We start from the raw sequence: 15,340 nt of genomic DNA, 5'->3' as shown, positions 1-15,340 counted from the left end.
AATAACGGAACGACAGCCATGAATAACCCAATATCTCACGTGTTGCAACAGTTGCATGACGCAGTAAACCGAGGCGATCAAGACGCCTTATCCCAATGTTATGCTAGCGATGCAACAGTGGTCGCGACCCCTATGTCCAGTTCAACGCAAAACCAAGCCGCCGATGAACATGCTACGCAGCGCGACTGCGTTGACGCCCTGCTTAAGTTTCAAAAAAAATTCATGCCCGATCATTTTGTTACCACCGGAGATGAACGGGTTATACAAGCCGGTGACGTGGCACTAGTGATTGCCAAGCTTTACCTTGTGCCCAAAGCAACACCCAACGCCCTACCCTGCGAGGGTAAGCGCGCCGTCTATGTTCTGCAAAGGGATGTAAGTGGTGAATGGCGCTGTGTCATCGATAACTTCTTCGGTACTGATTTGTTAGATTTTGCGTGATCCTCTCAAACTCACGCATTAATTCTAAAAATTAGAATAGTTTGATGAATTTTTACGCATTTAAAATAAATAAAAACGAACATAAGATTTATCTCGAAGTTTACGAAGTACTCACAACAAACTTAATCCAAGAGGAAATCACAATGTTCAATATTAAAAAATCAATGGCAGCGCTTGTTACTGGCTTAACTTTACTTGTTCCTTCTGTGCAAGCGGGAGAGCCAGCCAAGACCCTTCTGACCCCCGACAACCACACGGTTATTCTTATTGATCACCAGCCTCAAATGGCGTTTGCAACACGCTCACATTCAATCGAAGACGTGCGCAACAACGTTACAGGTCTGGCAAAATCTGCAAAAGCATTCAACGTACCTACTATCCTAACAACCGTTGCTGAAAAGTCATTTAGCGGCCCGCTTTTCCCGGAATTAAAAGCTGTATTTCCCGACCAAACACCTATCGACCGCACTACGATGAACACCTGGGAAGACAAGCGAGTGACCGACAAGGTTAAGAAATTTAAAAAGAACAAAATTGTTATTGCTGCGCTTTGGACAGAAGTTTGTGGTGTAGGGCCAGTGCTGTCTGCCATTGAAGAAGGCTATGACGTGTATTTTGTAACCGATGCGTCTGGCGGTGTATCTAAAGAAGCTCACGACATGGCAGTTCAGCGTATGATTCAGGCAGGTGCCCAACCCATTACTTGGTTGCAGTACCTTCTAGAACTTCAACGTGATTGGGCTCGCACTGAAAGCTATGTGGACGTGACAAACATCGCAAAAGAACATGCTGGGGGATACGGTTTAGGCCTTATTTACGCAACCGAAATGTTTAACGCCAAAGAAGGCCAGTAGCCTTCAATGCGACAGGTCACCGTGACCTGTCGCACTTGTATCGTTACTGCACGAGGAGTTTAACATGAGAGCTTTGCACCCACTTGTAGCACTATTGACTGCGCTTTATATCGCAACACTTTCTTTCGGCGTTAGCGCTAATACCGATAGTGCGCAATACGAAAAAGGCCAAACACTTTCACAATACTGTATGGGGTGTCACGGTGAAACAGGCATTGCCAGCATTGAAAGTAACCCTAATTTGGCAGGTCAGAACAAACCGTACCTAGTTTATGCACTTAAAGCTTATCGCGACGGCATCAGGAAAGGCGGTATGGCCAGCATCATGCGCCCCAATGCATCAGGGCTTAGCGATGACGATATTGACGCCCTAGCCACTTATTTTGCAGCCCAGTCAGGTAAACAAACCACTAGCCAAAGCAGCAATAACTAGGAGCTATCCCATGAATTCATTATTGTCACGTTTTTCAATTGCTGCTCTATTGTTTGGCGCTAGCCAGGCAATGGCTGCCCCCGATCTGGTCGTTGTAAATGCAAAAATCACAAATTCGAGCGGCCAAACCTATACGGCTCTTAGCGTAGAAAACGGTAAATTTAGCGCTTTTTCGCAAGATGCCCAACAGCTGCTAGCAGACGCAGATAGTGCCACTCAAGTAATCGATGCAAAAGGACAGCGGCTCATTCCAGGTATTAATGACTCGCATATGCACGTAACACGTGGAGGACGTTTTTATAATTTAGAAACTCGCTGGGAAGGTATTACAAGCTTGAAAGAAGGCTTAGCCATGCTAGAAGCACAAGCCAAACGCACGCCCAAGGGTCAATGGGTAAGAGTCATTGGAGGTTTCAGCCCTTATCAATTTGAAGAGAAGCGCTTACCTACACCACAAGAGCTTACCGACATCGCGCCAAACACACCGGTATTTGTGCTTCATCTTTACTCAGGTGGTGTGCTCAATAAAAAAGGCCTTGAAGCACTGGGAATAGACAAAGACACCCAAGCACCAAAGGGAAGCGTGATAGAGCGAGATGCTAACGGCAACCCTACAGGTGTTTTGCTTGCTCAACCCAACCCAATGATTTTATATAAGACCATTGCCGCGCTGCCTCAACTAAGCGCAAATGAACAGTTAAATTCCAGTCGACAGTTTTATCGCAAACTACTTAGCTTAGGCGTAACCAGTGTAGTAGACGCAGGGGGCGGTGGCCATACTTTTCCTGAAGACTATACAGCCAGTGAAACCCTTGCCAAGCTCGGCGAGCTACCGATACGGGTTTCCAATTACTTGTTTCCGCAAGTTCCCAATAAAGAAATGGTGAGTTTTGCCACATGGATGAGCAAGTACGAAGCAAATCAAAACCAGCATATTCATTTAGACAATGGTTATGTGATTGAAGGGGGCGGCGAGCTGCTTACTTATAAAGCGTCAGATTATGAGAACTTTCGTGCGCCACGCCCTGAACTTCCAGGTGAAGCCGAAGATGCTCTGGAAGAGGTTATTCGTCTGCACCTTCTACAGCAGTGGCCCTTTAGACTCCATGCCACTTATGACCAATCTATAACACGTATTTTAAACGTACTTGAACATATTCACTCAACACAGCCCGTTGATAGCGTGCGCTGGATTATCGACCACGCTGAGACGGCGTCTGATGAAAATCTCTCGCGTATTAAAGCGTTAGGTGGCTCGATTGCGGTACAAGGTCGTATGGCCTTTGCTGGTGAGGATTTCGTTGAGCGATATGGCGCCGAGCAAGCCAAGCGCACGCCCCCTATAAAGCAAATGCTTAGTGCTGGTATCACAGTGGGCTTAGGCACAGACGGTACCCGCGTTTCAAGTTTTAATCCATGGGCAACCTATTACTGGGCAGTGAGCGGAAAAACCGTGGGTGGTTTTGATTTAGGTACAGAACATGTAGACAGACTGACAGCCCTTAAGCTATTTACTCAAGGCAGCGCTGCACTATCTGGAGAAGAAAACGATAAGGGTAGATTACAACCTGGCTTTTACGCTGACTTTGCTATTCTTAACCACGATATCTTAACAGTAAGTGAAAAGGCATTGCTAAACACACAAGCACAGTTAACTGTCGTAGACGGCAACGTCGTTTTTGCCGATAGACAGCAGTACCCAGAACTCGCAACACCAATAGAAACAGCCGAGCCCGCGTGGTCACCGGTTAACTTCTCCCAACAACGTTAATTGAGAAAGATCATGGCAAAAAGAATTTCATCTCACAAAAAAGATTTAGGTGGCTTCTCAGTAAGTCGCATTATTCCCCACGTTGACGCAAAGAGCATTGGCCCATTTGTTTTTGTTGACCACATGGGACCTGCACATTTCCCAGCAGGCAGCGGCATTAACGTTAGGCCCCACCCGCATATAGGACTGGCCACCATTAGTTATTTAATGGAAGGTAGTATGCTGCATAGGGACAGCTTAGGCTCTATTCAGGAAATACAGCCTGGCGACGTAAACTGGATGACAGCGGGTAAAGGCATTGTTCACTCTGAGCGAGAGACCATTGAAACCCGAGGCAGTGACCATGTGCTAAACGGTCTACAGTGCTGGGTTGCATTGCCCGAAGAAAAGGCAGATATGGAGCCCAGCTTTATACACGTTAACAAAGCTAAACTGCCGTATATACATCGTGAAAAAGTACTGATGCGACTAATTGCAGGGGAAGCGTACGGCTATACGTCACCGGTTAAGACTTACTCACCCATGTTTTATTTAGATGTGATAACAGAAGCAGGAGCGGTTATTGAGCGTCCATGTGGCAATTCTCAAACGGCCTGTTACGTTATTTCCGGTAAAGTAAAACTAGGAGATGAAGTTTTCAGCGCTGGCGAGTTCGTTCTTTTAGACGATGAAAGTGAAATTGAAACCATTGAGAATAGTCGCTACTTCCTTTTAGGTGGCAAGAAAATGGACAAGCAGCCCATTTTACGATGGAACTTTTTGGCGTACTCTCAAGAGAAAATAGAAGACGCTGAGGCTCGTTGGGCAAACGGGTTATTCCCAACTATTCCGGGTGACGACCGCGAGTTTATTCCGCTGCCTAAATAATGCCTTGCTAAGGGTAGCTAAAACTAAAAAGAGCAGGTTTATAGCCTGCTCTTTCGTTAGTGAAATGCCACTGTGTATTAGTGGTCGTGATCGTCGTGCTCGTATTCTTCAGCAATACCTAACCAAACCGCACCTGAAGGCTCAAAATCTAGTTCAAGCAAGGTTTCCGTGGTCTCGGTTTCCAAATCAACAGCAAGGATAGCTTGCGCAACAGGGTCAACCACAAATAAAGTTTCTTCATGCTGTGATGCCGCCATGCTAAATGACTGGTCATCTGTTAGGTTTGCCGCGCTGGCACTTGCCACATCAATCTTGTGCGCAAATTCCCAGTGAGTGTCACCGTCTTCCTCATGTGCTTCCAGCAGTGTTACAAAACCTTTGTCATCTAAAATAACAAAGAATTCGCCGCCCATAGAAAAGCCGTAAGATACTGCATGAGCATCAGCCTCTGGCTGCCAGTCAATTACGCTCATGGTGCTACTTACAGGCGATACATTAGCCAGAATGGCGCTACCGCCACCATGTTGTGAAGCAATACCAATAAACGCTTCTGCGTGTTCATGTCCATACATTGTGCCAATGCGCAGATCGCCAAGACCATCAATGTTGTCGATAAACGCGCTGGTAAATACTTCATCATTTTCGTTTAATATTAATACGCCGTCGCTACAGCCAAATGCCACAGCTACTTCGTTTTGAGCAGCGCCATGTAAGTCAGCACATTCGCCATCAAAACGTTGCTCTTCTTCGTACTCACCATCATGCCAGTGAAATACTGCAACGCTGTCTGGCAAGATTGGGTTGGCTGAAAGAGACTCTGCATCATCACGACGTACGGTACTAATCAGCATGTCACCACGAGGTTCTGCGACACCGTGCATGTTTACGGTAAACTCCAAAGTAGGAACTTCGGTAATTTCACTGGCAATTTGGGTGTCAGTTACCACTTTTACCGCAGCTGGCATGCTGGTATCGGCGTCTCCATCGTAAAACACAGCAAGCTGACCATCATGTGTGACTACGTGAGTAGGTTGGCTACCTTCTAGTGTGAAACCAGACAAACTTGGGGCCTCTTCATAGTCGTGCAGGTGCTCTACGTGATCTTCTCGCCATAATCCACCATCAAGAAACTCAGTTAATCCGTTTGCTCGGCTGTTGATTACTGCAAAGCGATAGTCTGCGGAGGCGCTTACACTGCTTCCATCAAAGGTTGCAGAAAACGTATCAAGTACTGAATTATCATCTAGATCAAAGACAGTGAGCGTATTTGATGCAGCATCGGCAACAACCAATCGGCCTTCACTTTCTATTTCATAGTCTGAGTCGTGATCGTCGTGGTCGTGATCATCCTCTGGCATCTCAATAGGATCCAGCTCTACAATATTGGTTTCTGCATCACCACAGCCTGCAAGCAGAAGAGCGCTGGCTATGGCGCTTAGTACTAGTCTATTTTTCATGTGTGTATCCCTATCAATAATTCTTTTTTATAAGCTGATTTTAGAAATAACCGCGTACGCCGAAAGCAAAGTTTCTACCAGGACGTGGTGCAATATCTTTCAAAAATGAGGTGTGAACACGCGCTTCTTCGTCGGTGAGGTTTTCACCGCTCAGGTAAACCGATAAATCAATATCCCCCATTGGAATGTCATAGGTAATTGATGCATCAACAAGGGTGTAACCGTCTGTTTCAGTCTCGAAGGTTGAGATGTCGTCTTGTTTGGCAAAATGGGTAATGTCTAAGTCGGCGCGGATGTTATCAAGTGTGTAAGCAACATGTGTCCCCACGCGCATAGGCGAAGTACGCGGCAGTGCGCCACCATCTTTAAGTCGGGCTTTAACGTAGTCGGCAAAGAAATCGAGTTTTAAATTATCTGTGGTTTGCCACGCAACTTGTAGCTCAAAACCATGAAGAATGGCATCAGCAGAACCAAACAAGTAAACAGGCAATTCATCGCTGTGTTCGTCTTCGCTGTGCTCCTCTTCTCCATGATCATGGTCATGGCCACTTTCAGCGAATAAGCCGGTTTCTTCTTGGAAGTAGTAGTTATCTACCTGGTTGTAAAAAGCATTAAACACAAAGCCAACATCGCCCTGTGTTTTTCTGAACGTTAGGTCGATATTGTTGGCTGTTTCAAGATCGATAGGCGTTTGAGAAAGCACAAACTCGCCTTCTTCTGACAAATTAAACAAGGCGCCTATCTCATAGGTACGGGTGCCAATATGCGGGCCAAACGAAAGGAGCTCAGACGCTGAAGGCGCCCGCTCTGAACGGGAAAGTGAAACGCCTACGTTATAGCTTTCATTAATGGTGTAAACCACACCTGCCGACAGTGATATAGGGGTAAACTCTTGGTCTACCGCGAACTGGCGAACTAGCTCACCGTCGTCATGGTCGTGTTCCTCATGATCATGCTCGTCTTCTTCGTGCTCTTCATCATGGTCGTGAGCATCTAGCTCGGGCAGCAACACACTCGAAGCGTCCAGTGTTACTCTTTCTGCACGGGCCCCTAACTGAACTAAGAAGTCACCAAAATGGCGTTCTTCCATCAAAGCTATAGCAAACATCTCCATCTCTGAAGGAGGTGTGAAGGCTTCTTCACCTTGCGCCGAAACGTCCGCGCCTTTGTAGTGAAGACTTACACCGCCACGCCAGCCGGCCATGGGCTTATGCAATAACTCTACGCGAAGTTCTTCTGTTTCATTGCTGAACGTAGTACCGACTAAACCACTTTCTACTTCAGCGTGTTCGTAATCGGTATAGCCCGCTCTAAAGTGAACACTTTGCAAAAAGTCATTAGTAAAGTTGTATTCGCCAAGAAGTTGGTACTTAGTCTGCTCAAGATCAGCAAATACTGATGAGTCATCACCATGGCTATGCCCAGGCACGCCGTACTCTCGTTCGAACCTTTCTACCGCCACACCAACATAACCTTGGTCAAATAAGTAACTGGTACCTAACGTAAACCCGTGGGACTCTTCATTACTGTTCTCAACCACATGCTCGCCATCCGGATCATCAATATCTGGCGCCATTGGGGTTTCATAGTCATTTGAGTCGCGGTAAAAGCCGTCAGCATAGAAGGCCATGTTGTCAACGCCAGTGGTCACGTTAAACGATGCAAGCTTCTGGTCGTTAACGGTTTGGGTTTCTAGTAAAAATTCCCCGCGTGTTTCAGTGGAGGTCGGCACGCGTTGGTCAACTACGTTAACCACACCGCCTATTGCACCGCTTCCAAAGAACAGGGTGGCAGGCCCTCGCAGCACTTCAATTTGGTTAGCGGTTGAGGCTTCACTCGCTACCGCATGGTCTGGGCCAACCCGAGAAACATCGCTCACATCCAAACCGTTTTGCGTTATAAGTACCCGTGGACCGCTGAGGCCTCGAATTATTGGCGTGCTTGCCACGTTGCCATGAAAGTTAGATTGTACGCCTGGCAGTTTCTCTAGCGTATCGCCCAACGTGGCCGCTTGCTGACGTCGTAAGGTATCACCTGATAACACGCTCACCGGCGTAGCCGACTCCATGACAGACAAATGCATAGGCGTGGCGTGCACATCAATCACTTCAATAGCACTTCGCGCTAAGACAAAGTTAGTGCTACCCGAAGTATTCGATTGAACGGTTGCATCTTGATGCAAATGAGCAAAGCCAGAAGCGAATATATGCAGCGTGTATTCGCCTTCCTTAACGTCAGAGAAAGTAAACTCACCCAACTCGTTGGTGCTGGTAACACGCTTTAACGCCTCAATTTCAACAGTTGCGTTGGCGAGGGGCTTCCCTGCTGCATTCGTTACCGTGCCTGAAAGTGTTTGTGCTAGCACTGACGGAGACGCCAAAAGTGACGCGGGCGCTAAAAGCGATAAGCCTAACGCCAATCGAGACAGTTTCATTATTCGAACCTCTGAATTTGTGTAATGTGATAATGTATCATATTTATTTTTATGGTATGTTATATTGTAACGTTTACGCAAGAGGTAAAAATGAAAACCATTTCTATTACGTGGAAGAATTCACAAAAAGCGCTACGCGCCTCTTCAACTTTTCTTAAGGTAGGTACTTTTGTCGGATTGAACTTGGCTGGGATGGGTATCAACGCTGTTCATGCTGCGCCTCATACTCACGGCGAAGGCAAACTACAAATCCTACAAGCGGGAAGTGAGTGGCAGTTTGTGCTGCAGCTGCCTGCTGCTGATGTTCTGGGGTTTGAATACGCGCCATCCACGGCTAGCGAGAAAAAGCGTTATGAAGAAACGCAAAAGGTTTTTCTGCGTTTTGAAGACATTTTTACCCTAAGCAATACGTGTGAATTACTCGATACCACACTTGAAAGCCCATGGGAGATCGCCGACGAGCATGACGAGCATGACGAGCATGACGAGCATGACGAGCATGACGAGCATGACGAGCATGACGAGCATGACGAGCATGACGAGCATGACGAGCATGAAAGCAAACACGAAGATCACGACCATCGCAACACCCATTCTGATTTTCGTGTCGCATATTTACTTAGTTGCAAAAGCCCCTTAACGCGTATTGAAATGACGGGCTTTAGCCATTGGCCCAGCCTGCAGCATGTCAATGCCATTTGGGTAACAAACGAAGGGCAAGGCGCTATGGAAATAACGCCAAGTCAGCCAACGTTATCCATTAATAACTAATTATTTTTATATTCTTAGGCGCAAGTTGCATTAAAGACGCATGCGCCATAGCAATATTCGGAAATACTATGAATTCTATAACTCAAGGAAGCAGCGCAATGCCAAAAGTGCAGCTCATTTCAGACAGAATCGCTATGATCCTTTCATCGCTTTGCGTCATCCATTGTTTATTAACGCCTATTCTATTGATTTCCATACCCGCACTCGCAAGCGTATCGATTCTCAATGATGAAACCTTTCATCAAATACTGCTGTTCTTTGTGCTGCCTATTGGCGCCTTTGCGCTCTCAGTAGGCTATCTGCATCACAGAAATAAATGGGTGGTACTAGCAGGCGCTACTGGTCTTACGTTACTAGGCAGCCCACTGCTGGTTGAATGGGTAGGTTTAGGGCATGAGGTGCTTGGCGAATATGGGGAAGTGGTTATCACTGTAATCGCTTCACTTATTATTGTTAGTGCTCATATTGCCAATTTCCGCCTTAGAGAAACTACTCAGGATTTGCCTTGCGAAGGGCGAGAGAGAGCACAATCGCACACCTATTAGTTTCATCACTTACTCAAATGCGCGTGTTCTTTTGAGCGACGCTTTCAAATTTTGCGATGTAGCCGTTTTTTAAGATTTTATTCAGAGGTAATTTTGTCTAGTTTCAATCATCGCGACACGGTACTACCCGATGTCACTACTGAGCAATCTTCTGCTCAAGTTCCTGTTATTGATAATGTTGGTATGCAGGGTATTGCAATACCGCTACACGTATTAGGTAAACGCGGAGAGCGTTTAGCCAGTCAGGCAAAGGTGGATGTAACAGTAAGTTTAGATCATCCCAACGCCAAAGGCATTCACATGTCTCGTTTGTACAATCTTCTACAGCAGTATTTGAGCAACAAAGACTTGCATAAGTCAGCGCTCTTGTCGTTAATGAACTCGCTTATCGAGTCGCAAGATGGGCTGAGTAAGAGCGCCCAGCTTAATTTACATTTTGATCTAACGGTGTCACGTCCGGCACTCATAAGTAGGATGTCAGGGTATCAATCGTACCCCGCTACACTTTGCATTAAGCGTTCACCTGAACGTTATGTGGCACAGCTCAAGTTAAGAGTACCGTATTCTAGTACCTGCCCTTGTTCAGCCTCACTCTCTCGCAAGGCGTTATCAGAAGTGTTTGTGCAGCAATTCGAAGGAAAAGATTTGTCCGTAGAAGACATGGGCGCTTGGCTCGCTTCCAAACAAGCCAGCATAGCCACAGCGCATGCCCAGCGCTCTTTTGCCGATATAACCTTGGATTTGGCTAATAACGATATTCCCGACTTCGTAGGCATTATCGACTTAGTTGAAACCGCGCTAGGCACGCCACTTCAAACCGCCGTGAAACGAGAAGATGAGCAGGCGTTTGCCAAACGCAATGCCGAAAACCTAATGTTCGTTGAAGATTCGGTAAGACGTCTACATGCCGCGTTGAGTAAGTATTACCAAGCAACCTATTTTCGTGTAAAAGTAGAACATCAAGAAAGTCTACATGCACACGACGCCATAGCTGAAATATCAGGCTCCATTCACCGATAAATTCAGGCATCATTTGGGTGTTGCAACGGGTAGACAAAAGAAATGATAAAAGGAAAATAACATTGTTATCTTTTAACAAACTCGCTGATATCAGCAAAGTTGTATGCATTAGCGCTGCCATATCAGGCATAGCGGCGTGCTCATCTACGCCATCAACCCCACTTGCTGGTGTAAAATCGCACACTCTTTCAAATGCCGTTATATATCAAACCAGCAGCAAAGAGTACCCTGTTCTTTCTAGCTTTGTGTATAACCAAGCTATTGCGGCGTTACCTGCACGTTTTGCTAATGGCGATGTTGTGGTGATGGACGTTGATGAAACCGTGCTAGACAATAGCACCTATCAAAAAGAACGTGAAAGTGTTGGCTTGGGGTATTCTTCACAAAGCTGGGCTGATTGGGTAAAACGCGAAGAAGCCACATTAGTGCCTGGCGTCGCTGATTTTATCGACGAGGTTGTTAAGCGAAATGGCAAGGTGGCGCTTATTACCAATCGCGATAAAACACTTGATAAGCACACCTGGAATAACCTTTTGGCACAAGGTTTACCGCTTAACACCAGCAATACCTGCGTTGTTGGCCGCACGTCTAAAGACAAAGAAGCGGTAGGCCAAGAAGGTATGATTAATGACAAAGACTTGCGAAGAATGCAGCTTACCCAAGGTAAAATCGCATGTTCAAATACATCTAACGACACAGCATCAACCTGGGCCGTACCTCACGCAATTATCATGCAAATTGGCGACAACATCGAAGATGTTGGTGGCGTGACCCAAGAATCTGCCAACGTTGAGTTACTTATGCCGCGAGTGGGCACAGAGATTTTTATTCTGCCAAACCCCATGTACGGTTCTTGGTAGAGCATCCATAAAGTAGAATTAACGAACGGCGCTTTCTATATGAAACGCCCCGTTCGTCAAATCAGCTTTGTCATTGTTAATGCCATTTCCCAGCCCTGAATAGGGTTTTATTTCTACCACATCCAGTAAATAAGCGGATGTGCCCTGAGGGTCTTCATACAGCCCGGTAGTAAACTCACCTGAGAACGTATAAGCCTGCTGGATATCTATTCCGCTAATACCACCTTTTTCATGGGCATTGTTCAGCGAAACAAACACAATTTGATTTGGTGGCGGTGGTGGATAATGAATGCACGCGCCGAAGTAAGGCACAATAAAGAACGCTGTTATTTCTCTCTGCGCATTGGCCTCAACAGGCACAATAAACCCGCTAAGCTTGACGTACTCTCCGTTAAATTTATCAACCGTATTCACTGAAATAAGCGCTTGCTGGTATTCATCGTCGAACGTGCGTTGAATAGACTGAAATACTTGCTCATGAAGGGGTAAATTCTGCAGAGGATTTTGAGCAGATTGGGCCGTGCCCAACAGTGCTTTTTCGGCGTCGGGCAACAGTGCGTCCCAAGATAGGGTTATGACCTGTTGAACCGTGTGTAATCTGGCGCTGTCTTGATAAATCGCAGAATCATTCTCAAATAAACGCTCAATAACACTATTCAGTTTACCGCTCAGCCCCAGCCCCACCAGCGCGCCCAATACAGTGAAACCAATAAGAGAAGCGAGTAAACCATACGTGACGCGCTTCATAATTGCTCCCGGCACTTAACTCGCTAAAATTTTAACTTTACGGGTATAGGTCACCGGCACGTTCTTTTTAAGCGCGTAGACTTTTAGCACGAGTTCATGGGTGCCTTCTTCTTGTGCCTGAAAACTAATAGCTTGCTCGCCCCTTGCAGAAGGCAAAGAAAAACGCTGCGGCGAGAGTAGCGTTACCCCATCACTTGCCATCACGTCTACGCTCACTTCTTTGTAGTTCGCAGGAATGGTAAATCGCAGCGGGACCGCGGACGCTTCAAGCTTAGTCACTTCCCGTTGTCTATCAATATTAAGCGAAATGAGTGGCTCTTTAGCTGCCGCTAAATGCTGTTGCATCATAGGGTGCTGAAAGCCAAACTGCATGTTTCCCATTCCAGCGTGTAGCTCGCATGCAGTGCTGTGAAATGCAACCACACTTGATAAAACTATGGCTGTGACTACTGTATTTTTCATCTCAGTTACTCCTCATAAAGCGCAAAGCCATCTAGCTCTAATGAATAAGCAGATGTACCTAGTGCGCTTTCGTGATTGTCTATTTTCACTGTGCCTTCAAACCAATAAGGGTCGTATAAGTTTTCAACTGCAATGCCTTCTTTGTATTCAACATACAAAATTTGATTTGGTGGTGGCGGCGGCATGTGTAAGCAAGCACCGAAATATGGAACAACAAAAAAAGCCGTCGCTTTTTGCTCTTCGTTTTGCTCTAAAGGCACAATAAAACCCGGAATACGGATCGCCTTCCCGTCAAACGCTTCTATTACTCGCGTCGACACTAACGCTTGCTGATATCGCTGTGCTTGCTCATCTTCTAACTGCTTCGAGGCAAAGTCGTCGATAGAGTCTGCAGCAGACCCATCAGCAATATCGTTTAAAAACTCAGGTCTATTTAGAAGTGCGCTTAAATCGTCTTCGGGCATTAGGGCTACCCAGTCAATTTCTTCGTAATTAGCGGCTAGGGTTGGGTTTAACGCGCTAAATAAAACCAATAGTGCCGCAATTAAACCGAATTTAACGCTAGAAAGCGTGACAGAAAATTTCACAAAGATGGCCCAATAAACTATTAAACAAACACGTTATAACATATCACAAGGTGCGGTATTGCGATAAACGTTTATCTTTTCTAAATGTTACTTAAACGTCTATAGAAGTGTTTGTAAAACGCTACACACTACTGAGAAAATTCTACATAGCTTTAGGACCATCTCTTCACACCTTAAAATACCAGACAAGAATGAAACCAAATTAACCTTATAAAATCATATACTTACAACTTCTATGGAAGGTTTTTAAAGCTTGGCACAGATCACGCATACATTAGACTAACGGATAAGCACAGAGCGCATTTTGTAGCTAGGAAAGCTTTAGCGACGGAGAGGCCAAACTGCGTAGATGATAAATACTGAAGGTGACGACATAGGAAGTAAATGGAGTGGTCGCCAAGGACAAATGGACGAGACAGTATTTGGCATTAAGGGACGACTGTAGAAGATTCGTTAAACTGCTGGTCGATGATGAGGTTAGGTAATAGAAAACCTAAATAAACTCGCAGGACGCACGGCTCTTGTTTCATAAGGAATGCAAACAAGCTCTGAGTACCTACATCGCAAGCACTGACAGTGATGTCTCGTGCAGCAAGGGACTGTTGACCCAATTTGGATTCGTTGAACGTACGTGTGTGTTGCTTCAGCGAGACCATAGTGAGGACACTGGTAATGTCGTCGATGTTATTAGTGAGTTGTCATCCGACGACTACCCTCTCCCCTCAAAGGCCCATCCCGGCCTTTACATACCTCTGATTTTGGCCCGCCTTTGGCGGGCATTTTTTTACACTCAACTATGGTAACATCACTAAGACTTTCGCCGCTTATATAACGAGCTACCCGCGTGATATCGCCTTCTGCATCTACTGTTGTTTTTAAAGTTCTTTTTTGTGCTTTGCTTGCTACGTCTATTGGCCAAAGCGTTATGCTGACCACGCTCCCCTCTATGGGCCGTGAAGCAAATTTGTCTGAGTTTCACATAGCAACAATCATGTCTAGTTCTGCGCTCATTTTCGCATTTGGTACCAATGTTTGGAGCAAAGTTGCTAAGCGCGCTGGGTTTAAACGAATTCTGATGGTCGGATTAACTGGATATAGTTTGGGAACGTTTGCCTTTGCCAGCGCTTGGATGGCAGGATTCTCAGGCTTTATTAGCGGCACTAATTTGTTTCTGGCGTTATTAATAAGTCGCAGTTTGCAATCAACGATTATGTCTGCAACACCTCCCTCTGCCGTAGGTTACGCTGTAGCTATAAGTTCGCCGCAAGCTAGGGTTAGCGCTATTAGCAAAGTAACTTCAGCAAGCAATGTAGGACAAATTGTTGGACCCGCCTATGCAGGGCTTTTAGTCGGTTTTGGCCTATTAGCACCATTGTACAGCATCGTTTTACTAACCTTGCTGGCGCTAACATTGGTGTATTTCAAGCTACCTGTTCTTCCACCTTTGTCTCAGCAAAAAAGCGCTCAGCAGACTAGCGACAATGACCAAGCGCCTAGCAAAGTCCCTTATGTCTTCGTCGCTGCATGTATTTGTGTATTTTGCGCAATGGCAATGATGCAGCAATCATTGGGGTTCTTTTTCATCGATTTTTACCACTATTCACCTATAGAGGCCGCTAGGCAAGTGGGGGTCGCTATGATGGTCAGCGCCGCTGCATCTCTTACTGCCCAATTTGGCTGGGTGCAAAAGGGGCGCATAAGTAAAGAGACAATGATCATGCTTGCACTTCCTCTTTTGGGGGTAGCGTACTTGTTACTCTTTCTTCAACATGCTTTATATCTGCTATATGTGGCGATGGCGCTTATGGGTTTAGGTATGGGAATGGCTTACCCATCGTTAGCAGCAGCGGCGACCACTTATTGCGCTCCGTCTCAGCAAGCAACTATCACAGGATTAATTACCGCCACAACGGCCATGGGATACGTATTAGGCCCGCCTCTTGCCGCCCTTATTTATCAATTAGACATCGCGCTACCATTTGCTGTAGCGTCAGCATTAATTGCTATTACTACCTGTATTGTCTACATAACTCTGCAGAAAACTCATCGTCACCAAAATAAGTTTAAGACGAAACCTTAAGTAATTGACCT

At 45.9% G+C, this 15,340-nt stretch carries 15 protein-coding genes; 10 read left to right on the top strand and 5 right to left on the bottom strand.

All coding sequences use genetic code 11. The features are described 5' to 3' along the window. Positions 1–18 precede the first annotated feature (18 nt). From E5672_RS13080 to E5672_RS13060, 5 genes are all read left to right on the top strand, one after another. Positions 19–441 carry a YybH family protein gene (locus tag E5672_RS13080; RefSeq protein WP_136782591.1) on the top strand — a complete coding sequence of 141 codons (423 nt, stop codon included), beginning with the start codon at positions 19–21 and terminating at the stop codon, positions 439–441. 143 nt (positions 442–584) lie between these two features. After that, the gene (locus tag E5672_RS13075; protein WP_136782590.1) at positions 585–1,295 is read left to right on the top strand and encodes a hydrolase; all 711 of its coding nucleotides are present in this window, start codon (positions 585–587) and stop codon (positions 1,293–1,295) included. A gap of 64 nt (positions 1,296–1,359) precedes the next feature. Next, a complete protein-coding gene (locus tag E5672_RS13070) occupies positions 1,360–1,728 on the top strand; it encodes a c-type cytochrome (protein ID WP_136782589.1) in 369 nt (122 codons plus the stop codon). A gap of 10 nt (positions 1,729–1,738) precedes the next feature. Beyond that, entirely contained in the window at positions 1,739–3,499 is a 1,761-nt protein-coding gene (locus E5672_RS13065) for an amidohydrolase (protein WP_136782588.1), read from the top strand. A 12-nt stretch (positions 3,500–3,511) separates the two neighbouring features. After that, positions 3,512–4,366 (top strand): pirin family protein, encoded by an 855-nt coding sequence (locus tag E5672_RS13060; RefSeq protein ID WP_136782587.1) that lies wholly within the window; start codon positions 3,512–3,514, stop codon positions 4,364–4,366. 77 nt (positions 4,367–4,443) lie between these two features. Here E5672_RS13060 and E5672_RS13055 read toward each other — a convergent pair whose 3' ends face one another. Continuing rightward, entirely contained in the window at positions 4,444–5,823 is a 1,380-nt protein-coding gene (locus E5672_RS13055; protein WP_136782586.1) for a 5-methyltetrahydrofolate--homocysteine methyltransferase, read from the bottom strand. 40 nt (positions 5,824–5,863) lie between these two features. Beyond that, a complete protein-coding gene (locus E5672_RS13050) occupies positions 5,864–8,260 on the bottom strand; it encodes a TonB-dependent receptor (protein ID WP_136782692.1) in 2,397 nt (798 codons plus the stop codon). An 87-nt stretch (positions 8,261–8,347) separates the two neighbouring features. Between E5672_RS13050 and E5672_RS13045 the strand changes: the two genes are divergently transcribed. The 4 genes from E5672_RS13045 to E5672_RS13030 all read left to right on the top strand — a co-directional run bounded on the left by E5672_RS13045 (position 8,348) and on the right by E5672_RS13030 (position 11,453). Next, positions 8,348–9,028 carry a ZrgA family zinc uptake protein gene (locus E5672_RS13045; protein WP_240692235.1) on the top strand — a complete coding sequence of 227 codons (681 nt, stop codon included), beginning with the start codon at positions 8,348–8,350 and terminating at the stop codon, positions 9,026–9,028. A gap of 68 nt (positions 9,029–9,096) precedes the next feature. Then, a complete protein-coding gene (locus E5672_RS13040; RefSeq protein ID WP_240692234.1) occupies positions 9,097–9,573 on the top strand; it encodes a MerC domain-containing protein in 477 nt (158 codons plus the stop codon). Between the two features lie 93 nt (positions 9,574–9,666). Next, entirely contained in the window at positions 9,667–10,593 is a 927-nt protein-coding gene (gene folE2 / locus E5672_RS13035; protein ID WP_136782584.1) for a GTP cyclohydrolase FolE2, read from the top strand. Between the two features lie 62 nt (positions 10,594–10,655). Then, on the top strand, positions 10,656–11,453 hold the full coding sequence (locus E5672_RS13030) for a 5'-nucleotidase, lipoprotein e(P4) family (RefSeq protein ID WP_136782583.1): 798 nt from the start codon (positions 10,656–10,658) through the stop codon (positions 11,451–11,453). An 18-nt stretch (positions 11,454–11,471) separates the two neighbouring features. Here E5672_RS13030 and E5672_RS13025 read toward each other — a convergent pair whose 3' ends face one another. Genes E5672_RS13025 through E5672_RS13015 form a run of 3 tightly spaced genes read right to left on the bottom strand, consistent with a single transcriptional unit; the run spans position 11,472 to position 13,249 of the window. After that, a complete protein-coding gene (locus E5672_RS13025) occupies positions 11,472–12,200 on the bottom strand; it encodes a DUF3299 domain-containing protein (protein WP_136782582.1) in 729 nt (242 codons plus the stop codon). 15 nt (positions 12,201–12,215) lie between these two features. Beyond that, positions 12,216–12,662: a hypothetical protein gene (locus E5672_RS13020; protein ID WP_136782581.1), complete on the bottom strand. Its 447-nt coding sequence runs from the start codon at positions 12,660–12,662 to the stop codon at positions 12,216–12,218. 5 nt (positions 12,663–12,667) lie between these two features. Further along, positions 12,668–13,249 (bottom strand): DUF3299 domain-containing protein, encoded by a 582-nt coding sequence (locus tag E5672_RS13015; protein ID WP_136782580.1) that lies wholly within the window; start codon positions 13,247–13,249, stop codon positions 12,668–12,670. Positions 13,250–14,144: 895 nt separating this feature from the next. On the opposite strand from E5672_RS13015, the gene E5672_RS13010 reads away from it, so the two are divergent. After that, positions 14,145–15,329, top strand: a complete 1,185-nt coding sequence (locus E5672_RS13010; protein ID WP_338081725.1) for an MFS transporter — start codon at positions 14,145–14,147, stop codon at positions 15,327–15,329. Positions 15,330–15,340 lie beyond the last annotated feature (11 nt).

Source organism: Alteromonas portus (assembly GCF_005117025.1).
In the GTDB taxonomy this organism is placed as follows: Bacteria; Pseudomonadota; Gammaproteobacteria; order Enterobacterales; family Alteromonadaceae; genus Alteromonas; species Alteromonas portus.
This window is presented reverse-complemented; position numbering and strand designations above follow the sequence as displayed.